This window comes from Neorhizobium turbinariae (assembly GCF_023223505.1).
Taxonomy (GTDB): domain Bacteria; phylum Pseudomonadota; class Alphaproteobacteria; order Rhizobiales; family Rhizobiaceae; genus Neorhizobium; species Neorhizobium turbinariae.
In genome coordinates this window covers 22,378-43,798 of sequence record NZ_JALPRY010000016.1, presented here as the reverse complement: position 1 = coordinate 43,798, position 21,421 = coordinate 22,378, and the positions used below count along the sequence as shown (strand labels likewise).

24 protein-coding genes and 1 tRNA gene are annotated in these 21,421 nt (G+C 62.3%); 14 read left to right on the top strand and 11 right to left on the bottom strand.

The features are described from left to right. Positions 1-27: 27 nt before the first annotated feature. Positions 28-543, bottom strand: a complete 516-nt coding sequence (locus M0654_RS14530; protein WP_248683745.1) for a disulfide bond formation protein B — start codon at positions 541-543, stop codon at positions 28-30. Between the two features lie 231 nt (positions 544-774). Here M0654_RS14530 and M0654_RS14525 point away from each other — a divergent pair, with 231 nt between their 5' ends. The 3 genes from M0654_RS14525 to M0654_RS14515 all read left to right on the top strand — a co-directional run bounded on the left by M0654_RS14525 (position 775) and on the right by M0654_RS14515 (position 1,760). Further along, the gene (locus M0654_RS14525; RefSeq protein WP_248683744.1) at positions 775-918 is read left to right on the top strand and encodes a hypothetical protein; all 144 of its coding nucleotides are present in this window, start codon (positions 775-777) and stop codon (positions 916-918) included. Positions 919-1,293: 375 nt separating this feature from the next. Continuing rightward, positions 1,294-1,524: a ribosome modulation factor gene (locus M0654_RS14520; protein ID WP_150132725.1), complete on the top strand. Its 231-nt coding sequence runs from the start codon at positions 1,294-1,296 to the stop codon at positions 1,522-1,524. A 53-nt stretch (positions 1,525-1,577) separates the two neighbouring features. Further along, on the top strand, positions 1,578-1,760 hold the full coding sequence (locus M0654_RS14515; RefSeq protein WP_118850744.1) for a hypothetical protein: 183 nt from the start codon (positions 1,578-1,580) through the stop codon (positions 1,758-1,760). Between the two features lie 209 nt (positions 1,761-1,969). Here M0654_RS14515 and M0654_RS14510 read toward each other — a convergent pair whose 3' ends face one another. Then, on the bottom strand, positions 1,970-3,010 hold the full coding sequence (locus M0654_RS14510) for a phytanoyl-CoA dioxygenase family protein (RefSeq protein WP_248683743.1): 1,041 nt from the start codon (positions 3,008-3,010) through the stop codon (positions 1,970-1,972). A gap of 123 nt (positions 3,011-3,133) precedes the next feature. Continuing rightward, positions 3,134-3,218: transfer RNA gene (locus M0654_RS14505), tRNA-Leu, on the bottom strand. Positions 3,219-3,379: 161 nt separating this feature from the next. Here M0654_RS14505 and M0654_RS14500 point away from each other — a divergent pair. Further along, positions 3,380-5,014: an AMP-binding protein gene (locus M0654_RS14500; protein ID WP_248683742.1), complete on the top strand. Its 1,635-nt coding sequence runs from the start codon at positions 3,380-3,382 to the stop codon at positions 5,012-5,014. Positions 5,015-5,017: 3 nt separating this feature from the next. Here M0654_RS14500 and M0654_RS14495 read toward each other — a convergent pair whose 3' ends face one another. The 3 genes from M0654_RS14495 to secA form a co-directional block, all read right to left on the bottom strand. Beyond that, positions 5,018-6,238, bottom strand: a complete 1,221-nt coding sequence (locus tag M0654_RS14495; RefSeq protein ID WP_248683905.1) for a GNAT family N-acetyltransferase — start codon at positions 6,236-6,238, stop codon at positions 5,018-5,020. A 59-nt stretch (positions 6,239-6,297) separates the two neighbouring features. Beyond that, positions 6,298-7,710 carry a lipopolysaccharide biosynthesis protein gene (locus M0654_RS14490; RefSeq protein WP_248683904.1) on the bottom strand — a complete coding sequence of 471 codons (1,413 nt, stop codon included), beginning with the start codon at positions 7,708-7,710 and terminating at the stop codon, positions 6,298-6,300. A 157-nt stretch (positions 7,711-7,867) separates the two neighbouring features. Then, positions 7,868-10,579: a preprotein translocase subunit SecA gene (gene secA / locus M0654_RS14485; RefSeq protein ID WP_118850705.1), complete on the bottom strand. Its 2,712-nt coding sequence runs from the start codon at positions 10,577-10,579 to the stop codon at positions 7,868-7,870. Between the two features lie 273 nt (positions 10,580-10,852). On the opposite strand from secA, the gene M0654_RS14480 reads away from it, so the two are divergent. The 6 genes from M0654_RS14480 to M0654_RS14455 all read left to right on the top strand — a co-directional run bounded on the left by M0654_RS14480 (position 10,853) and on the right by M0654_RS14455 (position 14,933). Next, on the top strand, positions 10,853-11,737 hold the full coding sequence (locus tag M0654_RS14480; RefSeq protein WP_248683741.1) for a peptidylprolyl isomerase: 885 nt from the start codon (positions 10,853-10,855) through the stop codon (positions 11,735-11,737). Positions 11,738-11,808: 71 nt separating this feature from the next. Next, a complete protein-coding gene (argJ, locus tag M0654_RS14475) occupies positions 11,809-13,050 on the top strand; it encodes a bifunctional glutamate N-acetyltransferase/amino-acid acetyltransferase ArgJ (protein WP_248683740.1) in 1,242 nt (413 codons plus the stop codon). 45 nt (positions 13,051-13,095) lie between these two features. Continuing rightward, positions 13,096-13,848: a GNAT family N-acetyltransferase gene (locus M0654_RS14470; protein ID WP_390920352.1), complete on the top strand. Its 753-nt coding sequence runs from the start codon at positions 13,096-13,098 to the stop codon at positions 13,846-13,848. Beyond that, positions 13,845-14,258, top strand: coding sequence for an 8-oxo-dGTP diphosphatase MutT (gene mutT, locus M0654_RS14465; RefSeq protein WP_118850702.1), 414 nt, complete (start codon positions 13,845-13,847; stop codon positions 14,256-14,258). The genes M0654_RS14470 and mutT overlap by 4 nt, the downstream gene beginning before the upstream one ends. Positions 14,259-14,379: 121 nt before the next feature. Then, entirely contained in the window at positions 14,380-14,697 is a 318-nt protein-coding gene (locus tag M0654_RS14460; RefSeq protein ID WP_118850701.1) for a hypothetical protein, read from the top strand. 83 nt (positions 14,698-14,780) lie between these two features. Beyond that, positions 14,781-14,933: a Flp family type IVb pilin gene (locus M0654_RS14455; protein ID WP_390920348.1), complete on the top strand. Its 153-nt coding sequence runs from the start codon at positions 14,781-14,783 to the stop codon at positions 14,931-14,933. On the opposite strand, the gene M0654_RS14450 is transcribed toward M0654_RS14455, so the two are convergent. Further along, positions 14,934-15,824 carry a methyltransferase domain-containing protein gene (locus M0654_RS14450; RefSeq protein ID WP_248683739.1) on the bottom strand — a complete coding sequence of 297 codons (891 nt, stop codon included), beginning with the start codon at positions 15,822-15,824 and terminating at the stop codon, positions 14,934-14,936. A 58-nt stretch (positions 15,825-15,882) separates the two neighbouring features. On the opposite strand from M0654_RS14450, the gene M0654_RS14445 reads away from it, so the two are divergent. From M0654_RS14445 to M0654_RS14430, 4 genes are all read left to right on the top strand, one after another. Beyond that, the gene (locus M0654_RS14445; RefSeq protein ID WP_248683738.1) at positions 15,883-16,659 is read left to right on the top strand and encodes a ComF family protein; all 777 of its coding nucleotides are present in this window, start codon (positions 15,883-15,885) and stop codon (positions 16,657-16,659) included. A 69-nt stretch (positions 16,660-16,728) separates the two neighbouring features. Then, positions 16,729-16,986, top strand: coding sequence for a glutaredoxin 3 (gene grxC, locus M0654_RS14440; protein WP_118850697.1), 258 nt, complete (start codon positions 16,729-16,731; stop codon positions 16,984-16,986). A 9-nt stretch (positions 16,987-16,995) separates the two neighbouring features. Then, the gene (locus M0654_RS14435; RefSeq protein ID WP_248683737.1) at positions 16,996-17,865 is read left to right on the top strand and encodes a carbon-nitrogen hydrolase family protein; all 870 of its coding nucleotides are present in this window, start codon (positions 16,996-16,998) and stop codon (positions 17,863-17,865) included. After that, the gene (locus tag M0654_RS14430; protein WP_248683736.1) at positions 17,862-18,290 is read left to right on the top strand and encodes a DUF1178 family protein; all 429 of its coding nucleotides are present in this window, start codon (positions 17,862-17,864) and stop codon (positions 18,288-18,290) included. The genes M0654_RS14435 and M0654_RS14430 overlap by 4 nt, the downstream gene beginning before the upstream one ends. A gap of 49 nt (positions 18,291-18,339) precedes the next feature. Here the strand turns inward: M0654_RS14430 and ubiG are convergent, their stop codons facing one another. From ubiG to M0654_RS14410, 4 genes are all read right to left on the bottom strand, one after another. Further along, complete coding sequence (gene ubiG, locus M0654_RS14425) at positions 18,340-19,086, bottom strand: bifunctional 2-polyprenyl-6-hydroxyphenol methylase/3-demethylubiquinol 3-O-methyltransferase UbiG (RefSeq protein WP_248683735.1); 747 nt, start codon at positions 19,084-19,086, stop codon at positions 18,340-18,342. Between the two features lie 53 nt (positions 19,087-19,139). Continuing rightward, positions 19,140-19,526, bottom strand: coding sequence for a hypothetical protein (locus M0654_RS14420; RefSeq protein ID WP_248683734.1), 387 nt, complete (start codon positions 19,524-19,526; stop codon positions 19,140-19,142). Between the two features lie 684 nt (positions 19,527-20,210). Then, entirely contained in the window at positions 20,211-20,333 is a 123-nt protein-coding gene (locus tag M0654_RS14415; protein ID WP_390920454.1) for a DUF4174 domain-containing protein, read from the bottom strand. Next, on the bottom strand, positions 20,333-21,412 hold the full coding sequence (locus tag M0654_RS14410) for an ABC transporter ATP-binding protein (RefSeq protein WP_248683733.1): 1,080 nt from the start codon (positions 21,410-21,412) through the stop codon (positions 20,333-20,335). Before M0654_RS14410 ends, M0654_RS14415 begins: the two co-directional genes overlap by 1 nt. Positions 21,413-21,421 lie beyond the last annotated feature (9 nt).

Here is a 21,421-nt window from a genome sequence, read left to right as displayed (position 1 = left end):
TTTGCGATCACCGCAGGATAGGCCGCGTCATGCGGCCTTTTTTGCGCCCATGAAAGCGATGGCTGCGAGGATGAGGCTCGCGATCACGTTCCAGCCCGCAAAGGACAAGCCGAGGATGCGAAGGGCGGCCTGTGTGCACGACGGACCATGCACGGTATTGAGGTCGGACAGGAGGTTGCCGGCATTGGTGGTGACGCCGGCTGCGCCGCCGCAACTCGCCGGTCCTTCCCAGAAGCCCCATTCGACGCCCGAATGATAAACGCCCATGCCGGCACCCACGAGCATCATCACGCCGATCACGACGAGGAGCGCGCGGGTGATCCAGCCTGGCAGATTGAGCACGGAAGCGGCGATCGCAACGATCCCGACCGGGATGCCGAAGTAATACGGGTCGCGTTGCAGCAGGCAAAGCGCGCAGGGGATGTAGCCACCGATATGCTGGAAGGCGAGCGCGCCGCCGACGGTTACCGCCATGCCGAGCGTGACGACGACAGCGGCGTTGAACGCTGATCGGGCGTGAGTGGCGGAAGCTGAAAGGGCCATGGGCCTCTCCTGATGATGACACCGGCCACTTGGCCTTGCTCACTTAGAGCAGATCGGATCGCGCTGTAAATCCGCGCTGCTCCAAACCTCAGGCCCCAAGCGAACACATCTTCATGAGAAGCGCTTCATGCCGATTTGGGCGAAAGCGCAATTGAACCGCATTTAACCAAAGCCGTTTACCGGACGAAAAGCCGCCTGTGGCACGATCAGGCCAGTGTCGAAGGAGTTCTCATGTCGTCCCGGCTACGTAACATCCTGCTTGCCTTTGGTGTTTCCCTCGCCATGTGGGCTGTCGCCATCCAGGGCACGCTCAGCATCTACGGTGCTGTCGCAGGACCGGGAACGGACGGCATGGCAACCGCCAGCGTCGAATAAACATCCACGAGAAGTAAGGATGCGGCGCGGGAACAAATCACCTAGTCTGTGATTGATTCATCGCCAAGCCAACGAGGAGGTTGGCCCGGAGGAGCCGATGACTGACCGAGCCAAGGGACTGATTCTTGCAGCCGAAGTTTCTGTCGTGATGTGGGCGGGGATCATCTGCAGCGGGTATGCCCTGCTGAACTGAACAGCTCCGCTACCAAGGCCGAACGTTCATGCGTCCGCGCCCGTATTTTAACCACCACTGCAATATCTCGCCGCTCTCCCGGTGCCGCTTGAAGAATTGAGTGGCGCAAGCGCCTTTCATCCTGCTTATTATGGCCCAGACGGTTTTCTACCGCACAACATGGGTTAACGCGGTGCCAGTCAATGAACGATCCATCGTCGCCCTTGCTCGGGCTTAGCGTCGAACAGTTCATGATCGCCTACCAGGCTGGCGAGCTGGCGGGGCTCGAGGGTCAATCGCTTCTTGCCTGTCCCTACCTTGATGATCCCTCGCGACTTCGGGTATGGATGCTGGGTTACCTGGATCAACCAATCGACAGTCGAATCGACCGCCAAGGCGGCATAGACCCAGCCGGACAACACCCGCTTGGGTGATGGATGTACTTTGGCCTGGTCCGATGGTATCTTGTTACCAAAGGAGCGCCTTGATGTCGCCGTTCGTCCGCAATGAGCCGGAAGACTTGCCTGAATTTGAAGATTACGAGCTGGCCGAACTTGCGCCGTTGCTCGTTGAAGCGCTGACCTTCCCGTTCCCTGCGGATTTTCCGGCCAAGCCTGCGCTAGAACAGCCAGAAAAGCACGGCAAAGATCGCTACCCACATTACCAGTGAGATGCCGCAGGCCAGCAGATAGTTGCGCAGTCGCTTCGTCATGCGACCAGCATCACCATCATTGTGGCCCTAGTTAAAGGCCGGTCAAAAAATCTGGTTACGTTCGCGTTAACGCTGCGCGAGCAAACTGCCCCACGTCAGGAAGAGTGCCCCGGATCGGCGCATCTCTCCTGTGGACATCACCGTTCCGCCAGAACCTGGACGCTCTGTCAGATATGCGGCTCGGAGTAGGCCGTGCATTCTCCCACATCGCGCCATGTCGGGACTCGGCCGTCGCGCTTTGCCTTCCGGTCGGACATGGCAAGGAAGATGTCGAGCCGGCGATCCTTGATGCCCGGGATCATGCTCATGCCCGACAGGGGTAGCGGGTTGAACGGGTTGCCGCGATGGTAGGCATGCAGTTCCACCCGCACGGTCGGCCGGAAACTGACAGCGCGTGAATGGAAGGCATAGGTATCGGCCACGACCAGCGTATTCGCCGGCACCGTCACCTTGCGCGGGCTGTAGTCGCCAAGCTTCGACAATTCCTCCGGCGTGATCCGGAACGACCCGTCGGCATGGTGGGCGCGGGCATCATTGCTGGCGATCAGGCTCTGGCGGTATTCCCACTCGATCCGCTCCCGGGTCAGCTTGTGGCTGCCGGGCACGAAGACGAAGGGCCCGTCGTCCGGCCCGACATCATCCAGGAAAAGCCAGGCCTTGGAGGTCGAATGGAAGGTGTCTGCATGCAGTGCCGTCTGTGGATCGGCTTCCTTGCGTGCCGGCTCGGCAATCACCGTCTGGATGTAGTAGATCGGATCGCCGCCACAGCCGCCGACATAACGTACGAGGTCGGCGATTGACCGGTTGTCTGAAAACTCCGCGAGATCGGGAAGGCGCTGCAGTGCCTGCGGCCCGATCGGGATCATCCGCGTCACCGTCTGCCCCTGGCGCATCTCGCGCGCCGGCAGCGGCTCGTTCTTGAGGAACTCGCGGATCCGCCCGAAGACATCAGAAGCAAGCGCGTTCTCGCGGATGACAAAGCCGTCCCGCTCGAACTGTTCCCGTTCCGCCTGGTCGAGCGACCGCCCCAAGAACTTTCGCCGGTTGCGGGCGATGCCGGCAGCAAGCCGCACGCGTTCACGGTGCAGGCCAAGTTCATTGAGATAGGGGTGGCCGATCAGCGGGTTCTTGCGGAAGGACTTGTCGTTGCTGAGGACACCGAAGGCATAACCCGGATAGCGCCACCACTGCACGGACCGTTGCGTCATCATAGTCTCCATCCCGAACTGCCATTTAGAATGGCAGTCGCGCGAGAATGCAAGCAAAGATGCAGATAATTGAAAAGGTTCCACGGCAGGCGGTGCTGCGGGAATACAGGGTGTGGAGAGAGGTGGTGCCCCGTGCCGGAATCGAACCAGCACTCCTTTCGGAACCTGATTTTGAGTCAGGCGCGTCTACCAATTCCGCCAACGGGGCACGGTCGGTATGTCAAGCGCTCTAACATGGCCCTGCCTCGCCTTGCAAGGCTGAACTGCAGGATCTCAAAGACCAAACAGGAGCCGCCAAGTCCCGCGTGCACCCGCTTGTATTTCAAGCTTCAACGATGTTAGCTGCGGCAAAAAGCGAGATGACCGCCGATGAAACTGCCTGCCGGCACATCATACCACGAGCTCCGCGAGAGCTTCGTCTGGGACATCCCGGCACGATTCAACATCGGCGAGGTCGTCAGCGATGCCTGGGCAGCCACGTCGCCCGATCGGGTCTGCCTGCAGCACTTTTCCCCGGATCGCCGGCACCTCAGCCTCACCTACGGGGAGCTCTCGGCCCGTTCCGCGGCGCTGGCCAATGCCTTCGTCTCGCTTGGCGTGCAGAAAGGCGATCGCATCGCACTGCTCCTGCCGCAGTGTTTCGAGACGGTGATCGCCCATGTGGCGATCTACAAGATGGGCGCTGTTGCCTTGCCGCTCGCGCTGCTGTTCGGCGCGGAAGCGCTGGAATACCGCCTGCGGGCTTCCGGTGCGGTCGCCATCATCACCAACGAGTTCGGGCTGACGCGGCTTGATGGGCTGGCGGAGCGGCTTGCCGATCTCAAGCATGTGATCCTCTGCGGCAACGAAGCCGATGCGCCCGGTGCCGTGTTGTTCGAGGAGCTTGTTTGCGCGCATACGTCGCGTTTCGACATCGTCGAGACCGGGCCTGACGATCCGGCACTGATGATCTTCACCTCCGGCACCACCGGTCCGCCGAAGGCGGCGGTGCATGGCCACCGGGTACTGGCCGGCCACATCCCCGGCTTCCAGTTCGGGCATGAGCAGGCGCCCCAGCCCGGCGACCGCATCTGGACCCCGTCCGACTGGGCCTGGGCTGGCGGCCTCCTCAACGTGCTGTTGCCTGCCCTGATGCTCGGCATCCCGGTCGTGTCGTCGCCGGCGCAGAAGTTCGAAGCGGAGATGGCCTTCCGCATCATGGCCGAAATGAAGGTGCGCAATGCCTTTATTCCGCCAACGGCGCTGCGCCTGATGAAGGCGGTTGCCGATCCGCGCCGTCGGTTCGATTTCGACCTGCGCACGGTCACCTCGGCTGGGGAGGCGCTCGGTCGCGAAACGTTTGAGTGGGCGAGGGCAGCGCTTGGCGTGACGGTGAACGAGATGTTCGGCCAGACGGAGTGCAATTTCGTGCTTGGTTCATCTGCTGGCCTCGGTGTCTCGAAAGCCAGTGCCATCGGAAAGCCGGTGCCGGGTCACGAGATTGCGATCGTGGACGAGGATGGTAACGTCTTGCCGGTTGGCGAAATCGGCCAGATCGCCGTGCGACGGCCGGATCCGGTGATGTTCATCGCTTATTTCAGTGATGAGGCGGCGACCGGAGCCAAGTTCGCGGGCGACTGGCTGCTGACAGGCGATCTCGGGCGGCAGGATGCGGACGGTTACATCGAGTTCGTCGGCCGCAACGATGATGTCATTACCTCGTCCGGGTATCGCATCGGCCCGAGCGAGATCGAGGATTGCCTGGTTGCCCATCCGGCGGTGCAACTGGCTGCCGTGGTCGGCAAGCCGGACCCGGTGCGCACGGAGATCGTCCGCGCCTGTATCGTGCTCGCGCAAGGGTATTCGCCGAGCGATGAACTGGCGGTCGAGATCCGCGAATGGGTGAAGACGCGGCTTTCCATGCATGAATATCCGCGCGAGGTGGTTTTCGTGGACGAGATCCCGCTCACCACCACCGGCAAGGTCATCCGCCGGCTGCTGCGCGAACAGGCGGCAGCCGAGTAGCGGTTATTCCGAACGGCCGGCGATTGACAGGATCTTTTCGCGCAACAGCCGGGCCACGTTGCGCGTGTTGCGGTAAAGGTGAAGCTGGGCGCCCACCTGGCGCACGTCGCGGTCGCCGTTTTGGTCAAGGCCGATGACCAGCGTTCCCATCTCCTCGCGCTCTTCCCAGAAGCGGCTCATGATCGGGTGGTCCGGCACGGCGCAACTGTCGGTGCGCATGATGTTGGCGTCTTCCAGATGCCATTCGGTCAGCTTCATCATCAGCAGCTTGCCGGGCGAGTAGCGGGCATAGGCCTCGTCATACGCCGTCTTCCAGGTATAGGCCTCACCGGACATGATGAAGACGATCAGCGAGGCGATGGCGCGCCCGTCGAGGTCGACGGTGTGGATGCGCACGGCATCGATTTCGGCCAAGTTGGTGATGGCCTCGCGGGCGAACGCCGAGCGGTAGCGGTCGTTGATCAGCGCCGAGCGGCGGCGACCCTTCCAGCCCTTTGCCTCAAGCGCCAGGAATTCCTCCATCCGCAACCTTACCTCTTCCGGCTGGCGGGCGACGGAATAGGTGAGGTCGCCCTGGGCGGAAAGATTGCGCCAGGTGCGGCGCAGTTCCCGGAAGTGATGCGGCGAGACGGCGTGCTTCAGGTAGGTTTCACCGTCCTGGTCGCTCTGCAGCATCGGCCGCAGGTAGGGACTGGTAACGGAGACCGGCAGGTTGCGACCAATCGCGACCGCTTTCATCAACTGGGCGAAGGGTCCGTTCAGCCGCATCTCCGGCAGCACGAGCACCGGCGGCAACCGCAGTTCGCGCGAGGCCAGCGCCTCGAGAAGGTTGTCCATGGTCTCGGCCGCATCTTCTGCATCCACCAGCGGCGTACCGAGTGGGCCGAAGGGGTTTGCCCAGACGCGGATGATCGAGGCACCCATGGAAAAGCCCGGCTTCTCCACCGTGAACGGCATCAGAAGCCGCATGCGGCTGCGTTCGCCTTGCTCGTCGCGGATCAATGCGAAACGCACCTGTTTGTCTTCGACGCGTGGCATGGCAGGTGCCAGCAGTCGGGCCGAGAAGAAGATGTTGGGCTCCATCGCCCGGTTGGAGAGAAATTCCAGCTCTTCCTGGAGATCATATCCGAATGCTGCCGGGTAAAGGCAGAGCTCGCGGCTCTGGCGGCCAATCTGCAGCCGCATGTCTGCATCGGGACGGTTGGCACGGAACGGCTGCATCATCGAAAAAAGGCTGCCGCCGCTGCCCGTGGGGTCCTGGCCGATGGGAGGTTGCGCCATGGTCACAGGGCCCTTGAAGATGCGGAAGGAGAGGGGGAGGCGAAGGCGAAAAGCACGATTCCCAGCGTGCGGCGCACGACGAGATGCAGCAGCACCGCCTCGATCATCATCGCGAGCGCGGCCGCCATCGCCGCGCCCGTCAGCCCGAAGCGCGGGATCAGCACGATGTAGAGGCCGATGCTGGCGAGAAGGGTGGCGGCGTAAACGAGCACGCAGAGGTTCTGCCGCCCCGTCATCGACAGCAGCACTTCGCCCGGCCCCACGAGGGACTTGGCCAGGATGCCGGCAAACAGGATCGCCATCAGTGGGTAGCCGGCCGTAAAAGCGCTGCCGAAGAGCGACAGCAGCAGTTCACCCAGTGCCAGCGCGGCAAGCCCGACGGCAAGGGATGGCCAGAAGGTCCAGCGCACCGTCTGCCCGGCAAAGGCGGAAAGAGAAGCCATGTCGCCTTCCGCCATCAGGGCGGAGAAGCGTGGGCCGGCAGCCGCCTTGATCGAGAAATACACGAACTGCACGAGGACGATGGTCTTCGCCGCAGCGTAATAGATGCCGACCTGGTCCGGCGGCAGGTAGAGGCCAACAACGACGACGTCGGCATTGGTCAGCAGAAAGCCGATGCCGTCGACCAGGAAGAGCGGCAGGGAGACCCGCAGCCATGGCCGTGGCGCAAAGCGCATCTCGCCCCTGCCATAGAGCGTGCGAAGCCGGAACGTCAGTCGCAGCAACTGGAAAAGCGTCGTGACATAAGTTGCGGCAAGCGCCGCCTCCATGGCGGTCACCGCCGTATGCGGCGCGCCGAGCCAGAGGGAGATGAGCATGAAGACGAGGATCAGCGTCGGGCGGACCAGATAAGTCGGCGTCAGCGCCACCGCGGTCCAGTTGTTGGAGCGGGCGGTGCCGTCTAGCACGTCGCCGAGCGCGATCATCGGCATGGTGAAGAGCGCCAGCGTCACCGGCACGAGATAATAGGGCTCGATCGTCTCACCGAAGATGGAAAGGAACAGGAAGCCGAGCGCAGCAACCACACTGGCCGAACCGATTGCGATAACCCGTACGGCCAGGTTCAGGCCGCGCACGGTATTGATGTCGCCCTCAGCCATATGCTGGTGCAGGAAGCGGATAATCGAGGTGTGGAAGCCGAGGCAGGAGAGGTTGCCGGCGAGGATCACGAGCACCCAGACGAAGGCGAAGATGCCATATTCGAACTCGCCCATCAGCCGCGCCAGCACGATCTGCGAGATGAAGGCGATGGCGGCACTGGCAATGCGGATGACGAAGGCAGTGAGCGCGCGCCGTTGTGCCTGCGCTGTGTCGCTATCACTCGTCAGCATCGACTGGAGTTTTTGCGTAAGCGGAAAAAGCCGGGCCCTCAAGCCAGGCGGAAGCAATCTTTCCGCTGTTTCAATGACCGCCATGAGGGGCACGCAATACTCGTAGAGCCGACGGGACAATGCGGGCAAGTGTTGCCACAGCAGGGTTAACAAACGGTTCGCCGGAACCTTGACGGATTTGGTAGTCCACAACGCAAAACGCCGCCCGAAGGCGGCGTTTCAACTTCTAAAGCTTCCTGCCTCAGGCCTGCTCGAAGGCGCCGTGGCAGTGCTTGTATTTCTTGCCCGAACCGCAGGGGCAGGCCTCGTTGCGGCCGACGCGACCCCAGGTCGACGGATCTTCGGGGCGGCGGTCTTCCGGCGCGGCGATGAAGTCTTCGCCGCTGAAGCCGTTTGCCTCGTTCGTGCCCGTCTGCGGGTCGATATGCTGCTCGTCGAAGACCGACGGCGGCTGCGGCGGCTCAGGGTTCTGAACCAGCTCGACGCGCATCAACTGCGAGGTGACGGCTTCGCGCAGGTTGGCCAGAAGCGCCTGGAAGAGCTCGAAGGCTTCCGCCTTGTACTCCTGCAGCGGATCGCGCTGGGCGTAGCCGCGGAAACCGATAACGGAGCGCAGGTGGTCGAGGTTGACGATGTGCTCGCGCCACAGGTGATCCAGCGTCTGGAGCAGCACCGAGCGCTCGACATAGCGCATGATCTCGGGCCCGAACCGTTCGGCACGATCGGCAGCAGCCTTGTCGGCCGCTTCCGTGATGCGCTCGCGGATGTCGGTCTCGCCGATGCCCTCTTCTTTCGCCCATTCTTCGATCGGGAGGTCGAGGTTGAGCAAGCGGGCCACATCCTGCCGAAGCTCGGCTGCCGTCCACTGTTCGGCATAGGCGCGTTCGGGAATGTGCTTGGTGACGAGGACGTCGATGACCTCGTTGCGCATTTCTTCCACAACGTCGGACAGGTCCTCGGCATCCATCATCTCGATGCGCTGCTCGAAGATGACCTTGCGCTGGTCGTTGGTCACGTCGTCGTATTTCAGAAGGTTCTTGCGAATATCGAAGTTGCGCGCTTCGACCTTCTTCTGGGCACGCTCAAGCGCCTTGTTGATCCACGGATGGACGATTGCCTCGCCTTCCTTCAGGCCAAGCTTCTGCAGCATGCTGTCCATTCGGTCGGAGCCGAAGATGCGCATCAGGTCGTCCTGAAGCGACAGGTAGAACTTCGAACGGCCCGGGTCGCCCTGGCGGCCTGAGCGGCCACGCAGCTGGTTGTCGATGCGGCGGCTTTCGTGCCGCTCGGTGGCGATGACGTAGAGACCGCCGGCAGCGAGCGCCTTTTCCTTGAGCTGCTTTACTTCCTCGCGGATCGCAGCTTCCTTGGCGCGACGTTCGTTTTCGTCCTCGATGCCCTCCAGCTCTCGCTCCAGGCGCATGTCGATATTGCCGCCGAGCTGGATGTCGGTACCGCGGCCTGCCATGTTGGTGGCGATCGTTACCGCGCCGGGAACACCCGCCTGGCTGACGATATAGGCTTCCTGCTCGTGGTAACGAGCGTTCAGGACGTTGAAGTCGTTGAAGCCGGACTGGCGCAGCATGTTGGCCAGAAGTTCGGACTTCTCGATCGAGGTGGTGCCGACAAGCACCGGCTGGCCGCGCTGGTGGGCGTCCTTGATCTCGGCGATGATCGCCTTGAACTTCTCGTCGAAGGTCCGGTAGACCTCGTCGTCCTCGTCGATACGCTGGATCGGCAGGTTGGTCGGCACTTCGACCACTTCGAGCTTGTAGATGTTGGCAAACTCTTCCGCTTCGGTCGAGGCCGTGCCGGTCATGCCGGCGAGCTTGGTGTACATGCGGAAGTAGTTCTGGAAGGTGATCGAGGAGAGCGTCTGGTTCTCCGGCTGGATCGTCACCTTTTCCTTGGCTTCGAGCGCCTGGTGCTGGCCTTCCGAATAACGGCGGCCCGGCATCATGCGGCCGGTGAACTCGTCGATGATGACGATCTCGTCGTTGCGGACGATGTAGTCCTTGTCGCGGGTGAAGAGCTTGTGGGCCTTCAGCGCGTTGTTGATGTGGTGGACGATCGCGACGTTTTCGACGTCATAGAGGGATTCACCCTTCAGGAGACCAGCTTCGCGAAGCAGGCCTTCGAGCTTCTCGGTGCCGGCTTCGGAGAAGTTGGCAGAGCGCTGCTTTTCGTCAATCTCGTAGTCTTCCGGCGACAGCTTCGGAATGAAGGCATCGATCGTGGTGTAGAGGTCGGAGCGGTCGTCGAGCGGGCCGGAGATGATCAGCGGCGTGCGCGCTTCGTCGATGAGGATCGAGTCCACTTCGTCGACGATCGCATAGTTGTGGCCGCGCTGGACCATCTGCGAGCGCTCGTACTTCATGTTGTCGCGAAGGTAGTCGAAGCCGAGCTCGTTATTCGTCGCGTAGGTGATGTCGCAGGCATAGGCCGCGCGGCGCTGGTCGTCGTCGAGACCATGCACGATGACGCCGGTCGTCAGCCCCAGGAAGCCGTAGAGGCGCCCCATGGTGGCAGCGTCACGCTGCGCCAGGTAGTCGTTGACCGTCACGACATGCACGCCCTTGCCGGACAGCGCGTTGAGGTAGACGGGCAGGGTGCCGACGAGGGTCTTACCTTCACCGGTCTTCATTTCGGCGATGGCGCCGTCATGCAGGATCATGCCACCGGTCAGCTGGACATCGAAGGGCCGCATGCCAAGCACGCGCCGCGATGCCTCGCGAACCACGGCAAAGGCCGGGACGAGGATGTCGTCGAGCGTCTTGCCTTCCGCCAGAAGCTTCTTGAACTCGGCCGTCTGTGCGGCTAGCTGCTCGTCTGTCAGCGCCTTCGTCTTTTCCTCGATGGCATTAATGGCATCGATCTTGGGCTTGTAGCCCTTGACGCGGCGATCGTTGGCCGAACCGAACAGTTTGCGGGCAATGCCGCCAAAGCTGACCATGCAAATGGTCCTTTCTGGTATCAGTTTCGTGTGGTGCGGACCGTGCTCCAGTCTATCTCGAAGCCGACGGGGAGTCGCATTCGGATGACGACAAAATGAGCCGGAACGCCCGGAAACTCTGCTGGACGCGAAGTTGCGTGACAGATAAGAGGGGGGTCGAATGATGTCAACGGTGATGGCCGATACAGAATGGCCACAATCCGGTGTTTGTGAAGCATTTCCGGCCGGAATCAGGCTAGGCTGAGACCGGCGCCTATGTTGAAAGGTAACTTGATGTTGCGCCATAAATTCCTCGCAACGGCTGCTCTTGCCGCAGCGATACTATGCCAAGCACCAGCATTCGCGGCCGAAGATCCCGTTGTTGCCAAGGTCGGCGCGCTTGAGATCCGTCAGTCCGAACTCGACCTCGCCGTGCAGAACCTCGACCCGCAGCTGGCGCAGCTTCCGGACGAGCAGAAGAAGGTTGCAGCCCTTTCCGGCGCAATCGACGTGAAGCTTCTGGCATCCGGCGCCACTCAGGAGGGCCTTAAGGACTCCGAGGATTTCAAGAAGCGCATGGCCTATATCGAAGGCCGCGAGCTTCATAACGCATACTTCCGCAAGCACGTCATCGACGCCACCAAGCCTGAAGAGGTGAAGGCGCGTTACGACAAGGAAATCGCGGCCCTTCCGAAGCAGGAAGAAGCCCATGCACGCCACATCCTGGTGAAGACCGAGGAAGAGGCCAAGGACATCATCGCCAACCTCGACAAGGGCGGTGACTTTGCGGCGCTCGCCAAGGAAAAGTCGCAGGATTCCAACAAGGACGAAGGCGGTGATCTCGGCTGGTTCGGCCGTGGCCAGATGGTTCCGGAATTTGAAGAGGCTGCCTTTGGTCTTGAGAAGGGCGCCTACACCAAGACGCCGGTGCAGACCCAGTTCGGTTTCCACGTCATCAAGCTTGAAGAAAAGCGCGACGCGCCGCCGCCGGCCTTCGAACAGGTCCAGGACCAGGTGAAGCAGCTCGTCATGCGCGACAAGTACATCGCGCTCATCAACAAGGCCAAGGCCGAGCAGCAGATCGAGATCGTCGATCCGGCGCTCAAGAAGGGCTATGAGGATGTGAGCAAGATGCAGGAAGGCGCAGACGCCCCCGAGGCGGCTCCGGCCCAGCAGTAAGCCATCGTTTCGCGAAACCAGGCCCGGATCACTCCGGGCCTTTTCCATATGTCCTTGCAGGTTCTCCGCCCATGTCCGCTTCCATTTCTCCGCTCGCTCCCAAATCCTATCCTGACATGCCGGCAGTGCGCGGCGTACGCATGGCAACGGCTGCAGCCGGCATCAAGTATACGAACCGCACCGACGTGTTGCTGATGGTGTTCGACAAGCCGGCCGCGGTCGCGGGTGTGTTTACCAAATCGAAGTGCCCCTCGGCACCGGTCGATTTCTGCCGCACCAATCTGCCGCATGGCGTCGCCCGTGCTGTTGTCGTTAACTCCGGCAATGCGAATGCCTTCACCGGCATGAAGGGCAAGGCTGCGACAGCGCTGACGGCGAAGTCGGCAGCCGAAGCCGTCGGCTGCAGCGAGAATGAAGTGTACCTCGCCTCGACCGGCGTCATCGGCGAGCCGCTCGATGCAAGCAAGTTTGCCGGCGTGCTCGGCGACATGAACAAGACCGCCACCGGCGACTTCTGGCACGAAGCGGCCAAGGCGATCATGACGACGGATACCTATCCGAAGGTCGCGACCCGTACCGCCGAGATCGGCGGCGTGAAGATCACGATCAACGGCATCGCAAAGGGTGCCGGCATGATTGCGCCGGACATGGCGACCATGCTCTCGTTTGTCGTCACCGATGCCGATATCGCCCCTGCTGCCCTTCAGGCCCTGCTTTCGGCGGGTGTCGGCCCGAGCTTCAATTCCATGACGGTCGACAGCGACACCTCGACCTCCGATACCCTGATGCTGTTTGCGACGGGTGCCGCGGCTGCCGATGGCCAGAAGCGGATCGAAACCGCGGATGACCCGGCGCTGGAAGGCTTCCGTTCCGCACTCAACGACCTCTTGAAGAACCTCGCGATCCAGGTGGCGCGCGATGGTGAAGGTGCGACGAAGATGCTGGAGATCACCGTCACCGGCGCCGAAAGCGATGCGGCGGCAAAGACCATCGCCCTCTCGATTGCCAATTCCCCGCTCGTCAAGACGGCGGCTGCCGGCGAGGATGCCAACTGGGGTCGTATCGTGATGGCCGTCGGCAAGGCGGGTGAGGCTGCAGACCGCGACCGCCTGGCGATCTGGTTCGGCGACGTGCGGGTTGCCGTCAACGGTGAGCGCGATCCGGGTTACTCCGAGGAAGCGGCATCGAACGTGATGAAGCAGCAGGACATTCCGGTGCGGGTGGATCTTGGCCTTGGTGAAGGGCGTGCCACCGTCTGGACCTGCGACCTCACGAAGGAATATGTAGCGATCAACGGCGACTACCGGAGCTGATTGACGTTGATCCAAAGCCTATCATCAGGGAACGATCTGCCGCTCGTGCGCAGGCTCGAAGCGGTCGGGTTCAGGGCATGGCCTGCGGCATCCGTCGTTTATGACGGCAGCTGGCAGGTGCGGCTCACCCCCGGCCATCCGTCAAAGCGCCTGAACTGCATCGTGCCGCTCGACCCGTCGGACCATCGCGACATGGACCGGCGTCTGGACAAGGCTGCGGCAAAGTTCGCTGCCGAGGGTTGCCGGCTATTGGTGCGCGAAACGCCACTGGCTCCGGTTCCGATGCTCGAACATCTCGACAGGATCGGCTGGCGAGTGTGCGAGACCGTCGATGTCCTGACGGCGGATCTCGTCGGCATGGAATTGCCCGACACGCTGGATTACCTGCCAAGCCATGACGTCAACCGCTTCGTTGAAGCGAGCCTTTCGATCGGCGCGGAAGATCCGACGCACAGGGACGGGCTTTGCCAAATCCTGAGCGGGATCCGGCCGAATTCCGGTTTCTTCATCAAGCAGGATCGCAACCTCGGTTCGGTCGCCACGCTCCTTTGCGTGCAGGACAACGACCTTGCCGGCATCATGTCCTTTGCGGTTGCCGAGAGTGCAAGGCGCGCGGGGATCGGCACCGAGATCCTGACCGCGGCCCTTCGCTGGGCCCGCATCAGCGGCGCCCGCACCGCTTGGCTGCAAGTCGTCTCAGATAACCTGCCGGCGTTGGCGCTCTACGAGAAATTCGGTTTCCGCCGGGCCTACCAATATCGTTACTGGCGGTCGGCAAAGGAAGGATCGGGCGCATGAGCGAGACCCCACGCAAGCTGCTTCTGGTTGCCGCCTGCGCACTGGTGGACAGCGACGGACGCATCCTTCTGGCGCAGCGCCCGGAAGGCAAGGCGCTTGCCGGACTCTGGGAGTTTCCGGGCGGCAAGGTGGAGCCGGGCGAGACTCCGGAAGAAACGCTCGTGCGCGAACTCGAGGAAGAGCTCGGCATCACCACCCGAATCCCGTGCCTTGCGCCGCTCACCTTCGCGAGCCACAGTTACGAGACCTTCCACCTGTTGATGCCGCTTTACGTCTGCCGTCGCTTCGAGGGCATCCCGACCGGCCGCGAAGGCCAGGCGATCAAGTGGGTGCGGCCGAACGCGCTGCGCGACTACCCGATGCCGCCCGCCGACGAGCCGCTGATCCCGATCCTCCAGGATCTCCTCTGAGCCCGGCAGGAACCGATAAAATTAGAAGCTTCGAATTCACCTCGCGTTAACTGATCGTTTAGGCGGATGTGCCACTCTCCTTGAGCTATCTCAGGTGTCGCGTAGACGAGGTTTTTGAGGCATGGACGAGGAATTCTGGAGAACCGTGCCGGTCCGCAAGCGGGCACATGGTTCCAGCAGGACCGGCGCGCTGAACATCGCGCTGCTTTTTGGCACCGCTGCCATTGCTCTGTCCCTCATCGTCACCCCCATGCTTGCCAACCGCGATGACGGCAAGCGCATGGCGCAGATCCATCAGGATTTTGACCTTCTGACCACGGGTTCGATCAAGCCCTCCGACAAGGGCAAGAAGAATTACACCATTCGCCGAAGCATTCTGCAGGATACGCCGGGCGCGGTCTGTGTTGTGCAAGGTTATAGCAACGGTGATGACTGCTGATTAACACTTTGCGGCTATCATCACCCTTATCAATGGTGGTTGCCGACAACGAAAGGCGGTTCATGCGTCTCCTGCGGACATTCATGCGCAATACATGCGGCGCGACTGCCGTGGAGTATGGGCTGCTTGCCGCGATCATGGCCGTCGCCCTGATCGGCGGCTTCGGGACCTTCGCCACCGCCCTGAAGGACACGTTCGGCGCGATCGAAACCAAGATCGAGCAACCGGCTCCCTGATCAGTTCTCCTTGCCGTCGCTTTCGGTTGCCGCCCGCAGCGCGTCAGCCAGCCGCACCTTTGCCGAACCCGGCCGCAACGGCTTCTGCTGGTTCTCGTGCGGCGCCCAGCCCGAGACATAGATGATCGAGAAGGTCGCCCGGATGCGGCCATCGGGGTCAGAGTAGCGTTCGGCATAAAGTTCCGCTGCCCGCATGAAGAAGGCCCGCGTCACCGGTGTGCGGCTGCGGCCAACCAGCGGGTTGGCCATGCCCATGGCGCGCAGGTCGCGCATCAGCGCAAACAGCGAGTCATACCGGACCGTATAGGTCTCGATATCGACCACCGGCAGGGCAAATCCCGCACGCTGCAGGAGCGCGCCGATATCGCGCACATCCGCAAATGGAATGACCCGCGGGCTGGCGCCGCCCGTGAGCTCGGCTTCCGCCGACAGCAGAACGTCGCGCAGTTCGGTGAGCGTGCCGGAGCCGGGGATGGCGGCAAGCAGCAGCCCGTCCGGCTTGAGGGCGCGGCGGATCTGAATGAGCGTCCCCGGCGTATCATTGACGAGGTGCAGGGCAAGCGGTGACAGTACAAGATTGACGGAGGCCGGTTCCAGCGGGATCTCTTCAAGGCCCGCGACCTCGATCTGCTCGCCTGGGCGGGCGTAGATCTCGTCTGTCTCGATGCGGCGGATGCTGCCGATCTTGCCGGTGGCAGTCGCTTCCGTGGCGGTGACGCCATTGCCACCGTGCAGTTCGACGGCGACATCGAAATGACGCTCGACGACAGCCAGCCGGTCGGCCAGTTCCTGGCTTGCGATCTCCAGAAGGAAGCCTGCCTTTTCATCCCGCGCCAGGTAGGCCTTTTTCCGCCTTGCCTGGATGAGCTTTTCGTCGAAGATTACGTCCATTGTCGTCCACTTGTTTCCTAGAGGCGCAGAAGCGTCTCGCAACCCATATTGTCAACCCATGTCCGCCAAACCAGGGGCTCAAGCTGTTTCACCTATAGCTTCGTTCGCCGCGGCGTGGACGAACTGGCTGGGCGATCTGGTCTTTCCTTCCGTTTGTCCCGGCTGCTCGGTGATCACCGGGACGCATCGCGCCTTCTGCCCGTCCTGCTGGAGCGAGATCCGTTTCATCGAACGCCCGTTCTGCGACGTGCTCGGGCTGCCTTTCTCCTATGACCCCGGTCCCGGCATGCTGTCTGCCGAGGCGATTGCCAATCCGCCGGTCTTCGATCGGTTGCGATCCTCGGTGATCTTCGAAGGCAGGGCTCGCGACCTCGTCCACGCGCTCAAGTATCGCGACCGTACCGACCTTGCCCCGATGATGGCCGGATGGATGTTGCGGGCGGCGGAAGGTCACCTCACCAACTGCGACGGGATCATACCGGTTCCCTTGCATCGCAGCCGCTTCGTGTGGCGCAAGTTCAACCAGGCGGCCGAACTCGGGCGACATCTGTCGATCTTGTCGGAACGGCCGTTTTTCGCCGAGACGCTGCAGCGCGTGAAGCGCACGAAGCGGCAGGTGGGGCTTTCGGCGACGGCGCGCGAGGACAATCTTCGCGCTGCTTTCAAGGTGGCGGCGGGGCATGAGCCGGATGTGTTCGGCAAGCGGCTGGTGCTGGTCGATGACGTCTATACGACCGGTGCCACCGTCGCCTCCGCAACCCGGGCGCTGAAGAAGGCAGGTGCCGCCGAGGTCACGGTTTTGACCTTTGCAATGGCCGTCGCCGGGCCTATATGACACGTGATGACAGTTTAAACCCACGCCCGTTTTCTGCTTCCTCCCCAGCCGGGCGCGTTGGAGATGATCATGGCCGATGTCACCATTTATACCCGCGAATATTGCGGCTACTGCGCTCGCGCAAAGTCCCTGCTGGAATCCAAGGGCGTTGCCTATACCGAGCACGACGCGACCTATTCGCAGGAACTGCGCCAGGAAATGATCAGCAAGGCCAATGGCCGCGCGACCTTCCCGCAGATCTTCATCAATGGCGAGCATGTCGGTGGTTGCGACGACCTGCATGCGCTGGAACGCGCCGGCAAGCTTGATCCGATGCTCGCGGCCTGAGGAACCGAGATGACCTTCAAGGCTGCCGCCATCCAGATGTGTTCCGGCGTCGATACCGAGCGCAATGCTGCCGACATGGAGCGGCTGGTGCGCGAGGCGGCCCGGCAAGGTGCCGCCTATATCCAGACGCCGGAGATGACCGGCGCGCTGCAGCGTGACCGCAAGGCGATGCGTGCGCAACTGCGCGACGAGGCGAACGATGTCGTGGTGTCCGCCGCCCGCCGGCTGGCGCAGGAGCTGAACATTTATCTGCATGTGGGTTCCACGGCGATTGCGATCGACGATCCGCAGCAGGAAGGCGGCCGGATCGCCAATCGGGCGGTTCTTTTTGCGCCGGGCGGCAAGTTGGTCTCGACCTATGACAAGATCCACATGTTCGACGTGGACCTCGACAATGGTGAAAGCTGGCGGGAAAGCTCCGCCTACCAGCCGGGCGCTGAAGCGCGGGTTGCCGCGTTGCCGATCGGCAAGCTCGGCTTTGCGATCTGCTACGACGTGCGTTTCCCGCAGCTCTTCCGGGCGCAGGCTCTGGCCGGGGCCGAGATCCTGACCGTGCCGGCGGCCTTTACCCGCCAGACCGGCGAGGCGCATTGGGAAGTCCTGCTGCGCGCCCGTGCGATCGAAAACGGCGCCTTCGTGATTGCGGCTGCCCAGGGTGGCGTGCACGAGGATGGCCGCGAAACCTATGGCCATTCGATGATCGTCGACCCATGGGGCAAGGTGCTCGCCGTGGCCGGCGGGGCAGGCGAAGAAATCCTCCTTGCCGACATTGATCTCAGTGCCGTGCATGCAGCACGCGCCAAGATCCCGAACCTCAAGAACGCCCGCGAGTTCACGCTTCAAACCGTGACCGAGGCGGTTGGAGGTGTTGCCGCTTGATCAAGTATTCCCTGTCCTGCGAGAACGCCCATCAGTTCGAGGGGTGGTTCTCGACGAGCGCCGATTTCGACAGCCAGGTGAAGAGCGGCTTCCTGACCTGCCCAACCTGCCATTCGGCGTCGATCTCCAAGACGCTGATGTCGCCTTCCGTTTCCACCGCGCGCAAGAAGGAAGCAAAGCGCGAGATGGTGATGGACATGGCGCGCCAGGAAGCGATCGCCAAGATCAAGCAGGTGATCGCCGAGATCAAATCCAACGCGGAAGACGTCGGCGAAAAGTTTCCCGAAGAGGCCCGCAAGATCCATTACGGCGAAGCGGATGCCCGCGGCATCATCGGCCAGGCGAGCCTGGTCGAGGTGAAGGAACTGCTTGAGGAAGGCATCGACATCGCGCCGCTGCCGGTCCTGCCGGAAGACGCGAACTGACGACCAGCAGACGTCCCGGTCATTCAAAGGCCGAGGGCGCGATCGGCGATCAGCCCTCGCGCTTGGCGAGCAGCATGTAGTTGACGTCCATGTCGGACGACAGGTTCCAGCGGTCCTGCAGCAGGTTGTAGAAGACGCCGGTGCGGTGGATGACATGCATCCCGCTGGTATTGAGCGGCTTTTCCAGTTCTTCAGGGCGGACCAGCTTTTCATACTGGTGGGTACCCTTCGGCAGCCAGCGCAGGACGTTTTCGGCCGCAAAGATGGCAAGCGCACCGGCCTTGAAGGTGCGGTTGATGGTGGCGATGAACATCAGGCCGCCGGGGCGGACCATCTTGGCGCAGGTGCTGATGAAGAAGTCGACGTCGGCGACATGTTCGACCACTTCCATGTTAAGCACGATGTCAAAGCTCTCGCCCGCTTCGGCAAGCTGTTCGGCAGTGACGGCGCGGTAGTCCACCGAGGTTCCGGTTTCCGCCGCATGGGTGGAGGCGATGCCGATGTTCTTTTCAGACGGATCGGCGCCAACCACGGTTGCGCCCATGCGGGCCACCGGTTCTGACAGGAGGCCGCCGCCGCAGCCGATATCGAGAACCCGCAGGCCCGACAGCGGCAGATGCGCCTTCGGGTCACGACCAAAATTTTCGCAGGCACGGTCGCGGATATAACCAAGACGCACCGGGTTGAACTTGTGGAGCGGCTTGAACTTGCCGGTTGGATCCCACCATTCGGCCGCCCGCTGCGAGAACCATTCCACCTGTTCCTGATCAACGGTCGTTCTGGCGGCTTCGGTCATGGGCTCATTCCTTCCTTTTGTCGTCGATGAAGTCGGACGGCGGGGTCATGAAGTCAAGACCTCTTTGGAGACAGGCGCCGCATGGCCACAGACATGACGGCGGTTGGCATAAGGTCGGTCATGGGGTCATCGAGCCATAGCTTACGATATGTGCCCATGACGGTCATGTAGATGGCGAAGGTCTCCTTGCTCTTGTGCGCAATGCACAAGGGAAGGTCGGCGCAGGCTTTTCCGCTGAGGCCGACTTCCTGTTGGGCGCGAACAGTCCATGCCTGATGCGGGGAGGCAACCATGGGGCCGCTGCAGACACGTTTGCGACGGCATTCGCGCAGGTTGCAGAGTCGGTTGCGGATGCACAAGGACGTTGCTGTGGCGCGGCAAATTTCGATATGATCGGCGCGGCGCCGCTCTTCGTATTCGGTAAGTTCCTGCTGGCTCATGTTCGGCATCCCTGTGCGGCCCAGTGGGCAGACTCATCCCTTGGCGATCTCGGTATTTCGGTTTCGGCCGGGGCGCTGAAAGCTGCCTCTTAAGTTTTAGTTTTATGTGACACCTCTCAGCGCCCCGTTCAGTGTGTTTTTCCGCGCAACTCCGGTCCGTCTGCGGCGGCCCCTCTTGTTGTTCTTGGTGGGCCGGGTTGTGTGCGACACACGCACGCCTTGTTCAGGGGCAGACCATTCTCTGCGCAGCTTCCGGGCGAGCGCCTGCATAAGGGGGCCTTCCCGGACCACCGGTCCCGCCTCGCCGGTTATGCGGACCGGTGTAGCCGAAGCGGAACGGGCTTAGTGTAGAGGCAGGCGGAAGAGCGTGGATAAACGGGGGCGATAATTTGGTTAAGTTGCTGATGTTGTTGAAGGTGGTGTGGAAAAACTTCCACGCTTCAAGCGAGGTTGCGGATTTGTGACCCCCTCACCAAGTTCGTCTATGCGATGTCGTTGCCCCTCACCCTAACCCTCTCCCCGTTTGAACGGGGAGAGGGGACGTGCCCTGCTCGATGTCGGGGCGTGTGGGGACGTCGCGGCATATCCCTTCTCCCCGTGGGCGGGGAGAAGGTGCCGGCAGGCGGATGAGGGGCAACGCAGGGACGTAGGTCAATCAGGGCGATGGCTGCGCAACGCGACGAGTTAGCTCTTCTCGTTCTGGCGCATGGGCATGCGGTCGATGAGGCCGAACAAGTCCGACGCATCGAGCGCCTCCGTCGTCTTCAGCTTGATGCCGCCGTCCTTGCCGACGAGGACGGCGTGGATCAGGCGCCGATGCGCAGGCCGTTGTTGTCGAAGAGGTGCAGCGGCGCGCCGGCCACCGAGAAATGCACCTCGTCGCCGGGCGTAATCTGCTTCTGGCCCTGGACGACGGCGAGCAGCTTTTCGCCGTGCAGGTCGGCATGGATCACCGTTTCGGAGCCCAGCGCCTCGACCAGGCGGACCTTGACCGTGAGGCTGCCCGGGTCGCTCGCCAGCGTGATGTGCTGCGGGCGGATACCGACGGTCAGCTTCTCGCCGACCGACAGCTTGTGGCCGGCCAGCGGCACGAGGAGCCTGTGGCTGCCGCCGATCGTGAGCGTCACCGACGCGGGGTCGACCTCAACCACCTGGGCGGAGAGGAAGTTCATGTGCGGGGCGCCGATGAAGCCAGCGACAAAGCGGTTCGCCGGCGTGTTGTAGAGGTCGAGCGGCGTGCCGACCTGTTCGATCTTGCCTGCGCGCATCACCACGATGCGGTGGGCAAGCGTCATCGCCTCCACCTGGTCATGGGTGACGTAGATCATCGTCGAGCCGATGCGGGCGTGAAGCGCGGCAAGCTCGGCGCGGGTGGAAACACGAAGCTCGGCATCGAGGTTCGACAGGGGCTCGTCGAGCAGGAAGGCGGTGGGACGGCGCACAATGGCGCGGCCAATCGCAACGCGCTGGCGCTGGCCGCCGGACAACTGGCCCGGGCGGCGGTCGAGATACTGGTCAATTTCCAGCATGCGGGCCGCTTCACCGATGCGTTCGGCGATCTCAGCCTTCGGCATGTTGGAGTTTTCGAGCCCGAAGGCGAGGTTCTGGCGCACCGTCATATGCGGATAGAGTGCATAGGACTGGAATACCATCGCGAGTCCGCGATCGGCGGCGGAAACATCGTTGACGCGCTTGCCGTCGATCTTGATCTCGCCGGACGTGATCTTCTCCAGCCCGGCAATGGTGCGCAGCAAGGTAGACTTGCCGCAGCCCGACGGACCGACGAAGACGATGAACTCGCCGTCCTCGATATGGAGGTCGATATCCTTGAGGACATGCACCGAGCCGTAGGACTTGTTGACATCGCTGAGTTTGATTTCGCCCATCGATAGGTA

Excerpts from the sequence above, each read along its gene's own strand:
- M0654_RS14530 (WP_248683745.1), bottom strand. The coding sequence starts at position 543 with ATGGCCCTTTCAGCTTCCGCCACTCACGCCCGATCAGCGTTCAACGCC.
- M0654_RS14525 (WP_248683744.1), top strand. The coding sequence starts at position 775 with ATGTCGTCCCGGCTACGTAACATCCTGCTTGCCTTTGGTGTTTCCCTC.
- M0654_RS14520 (WP_150132725.1), top strand. The coding sequence starts at position 1,294 with ATGAACGATCCATCGTCGCCCTTGCTCGGGCTTAGCGTCGAACAGTTC.
- M0654_RS14515 (WP_118850744.1), top strand. The coding sequence starts at position 1,578 with ATGTCGCCGTTCGTCCGCAATGAGCCGGAAGACTTGCCTGAATTTGAA.
- M0654_RS14510 (WP_248683743.1), bottom strand. The coding sequence starts at position 3,010 with ATGACGCAACGGTCCGTGCAGTGGTGGCGCTATCCGGGTTATGCCTTC.
- M0654_RS14500 (WP_248683742.1), top strand. The coding sequence starts at position 3,380 with ATGAAACTGCCTGCCGGCACATCATACCACGAGCTCCGCGAGAGCTTC.
- M0654_RS14495 (WP_248683905.1), bottom strand. The coding sequence starts at position 6,238 with ATGATGCAGCCGTTCCGTGCCAACCGTCCCGATGCAGACATGCGGCTG.
- M0654_RS14490 (WP_248683904.1), bottom strand. The coding sequence starts at position 7,710 with ATGGCGGTCATTGAAACAGCGGAAAGATTGCTTCCGCCTGGCTTGAGG.
- secA (WP_118850705.1), bottom strand. The coding sequence starts at position 10,579 with ATGGTCAGCTTTGGCGGCATTGCCCGCAAACTGTTCGGTTCGGCCAAC.
- M0654_RS14480 (WP_248683741.1), top strand. The coding sequence starts at position 10,853 with ATGTTGCGCCATAAATTCCTCGCAACGGCTGCTCTTGCCGCAGCGATA.
- argJ (WP_248683740.1), top strand. The coding sequence starts at position 11,809 with ATGTCCGCTTCCATTTCTCCGCTCGCTCCCAAATCCTATCCTGACATG.
- mutT (WP_118850702.1), top strand. The coding sequence starts at position 13,845 with ATGAGCGAGACCCCACGCAAGCTGCTTCTGGTTGCCGCCTGCGCACTG.
- M0654_RS14460 (WP_118850701.1), top strand. The coding sequence starts at position 14,380 with ATGGACGAGGAATTCTGGAGAACCGTGCCGGTCCGCAAGCGGGCACAT.
- M0654_RS14455 (WP_390920348.1), top strand. The coding sequence starts at position 14,781 with ATGCGCAATACATGCGGCGCGACTGCCGTGGAGTATGGGCTGCTTGCC.
- M0654_RS14450 (WP_248683739.1), bottom strand. The coding sequence starts at position 15,824 with ATGGACGTAATCTTCGACGAAAAGCTCATCCAGGCAAGGCGGAAAAAG.
- M0654_RS14445 (WP_248683738.1), top strand. The coding sequence starts at position 15,883 with ATGTCCGCCAAACCAGGGGCTCAAGCTGTTTCACCTATAGCTTCGTTC.
- grxC (WP_118850697.1), top strand. The coding sequence starts at position 16,729 with ATGGCCGATGTCACCATTTATACCCGCGAATATTGCGGCTACTGCGCT.
- M0654_RS14435 (WP_248683737.1), top strand. The coding sequence starts at position 16,996 with ATGACCTTCAAGGCTGCCGCCATCCAGATGTGTTCCGGCGTCGATACC.
- ubiG (WP_248683735.1), bottom strand. The coding sequence starts at position 19,086 with ATGACCGAAGCCGCCAGAACGACCGTTGATCAGGAACAGGTGGAATGG.
- M0654_RS14420 (WP_248683734.1), bottom strand. The coding sequence starts at position 19,526 with ATGAGCCAGCAGGAACTTACCGAATACGAAGAGCGGCGCCGCGCCGAT.
- M0654_RS14410 (WP_248683733.1), bottom strand. The coding sequence starts at position 21,412 with ATGGGCGAAATCAAACTCAGCGATGTCAACAAGTCCTACGGCTCGGTG.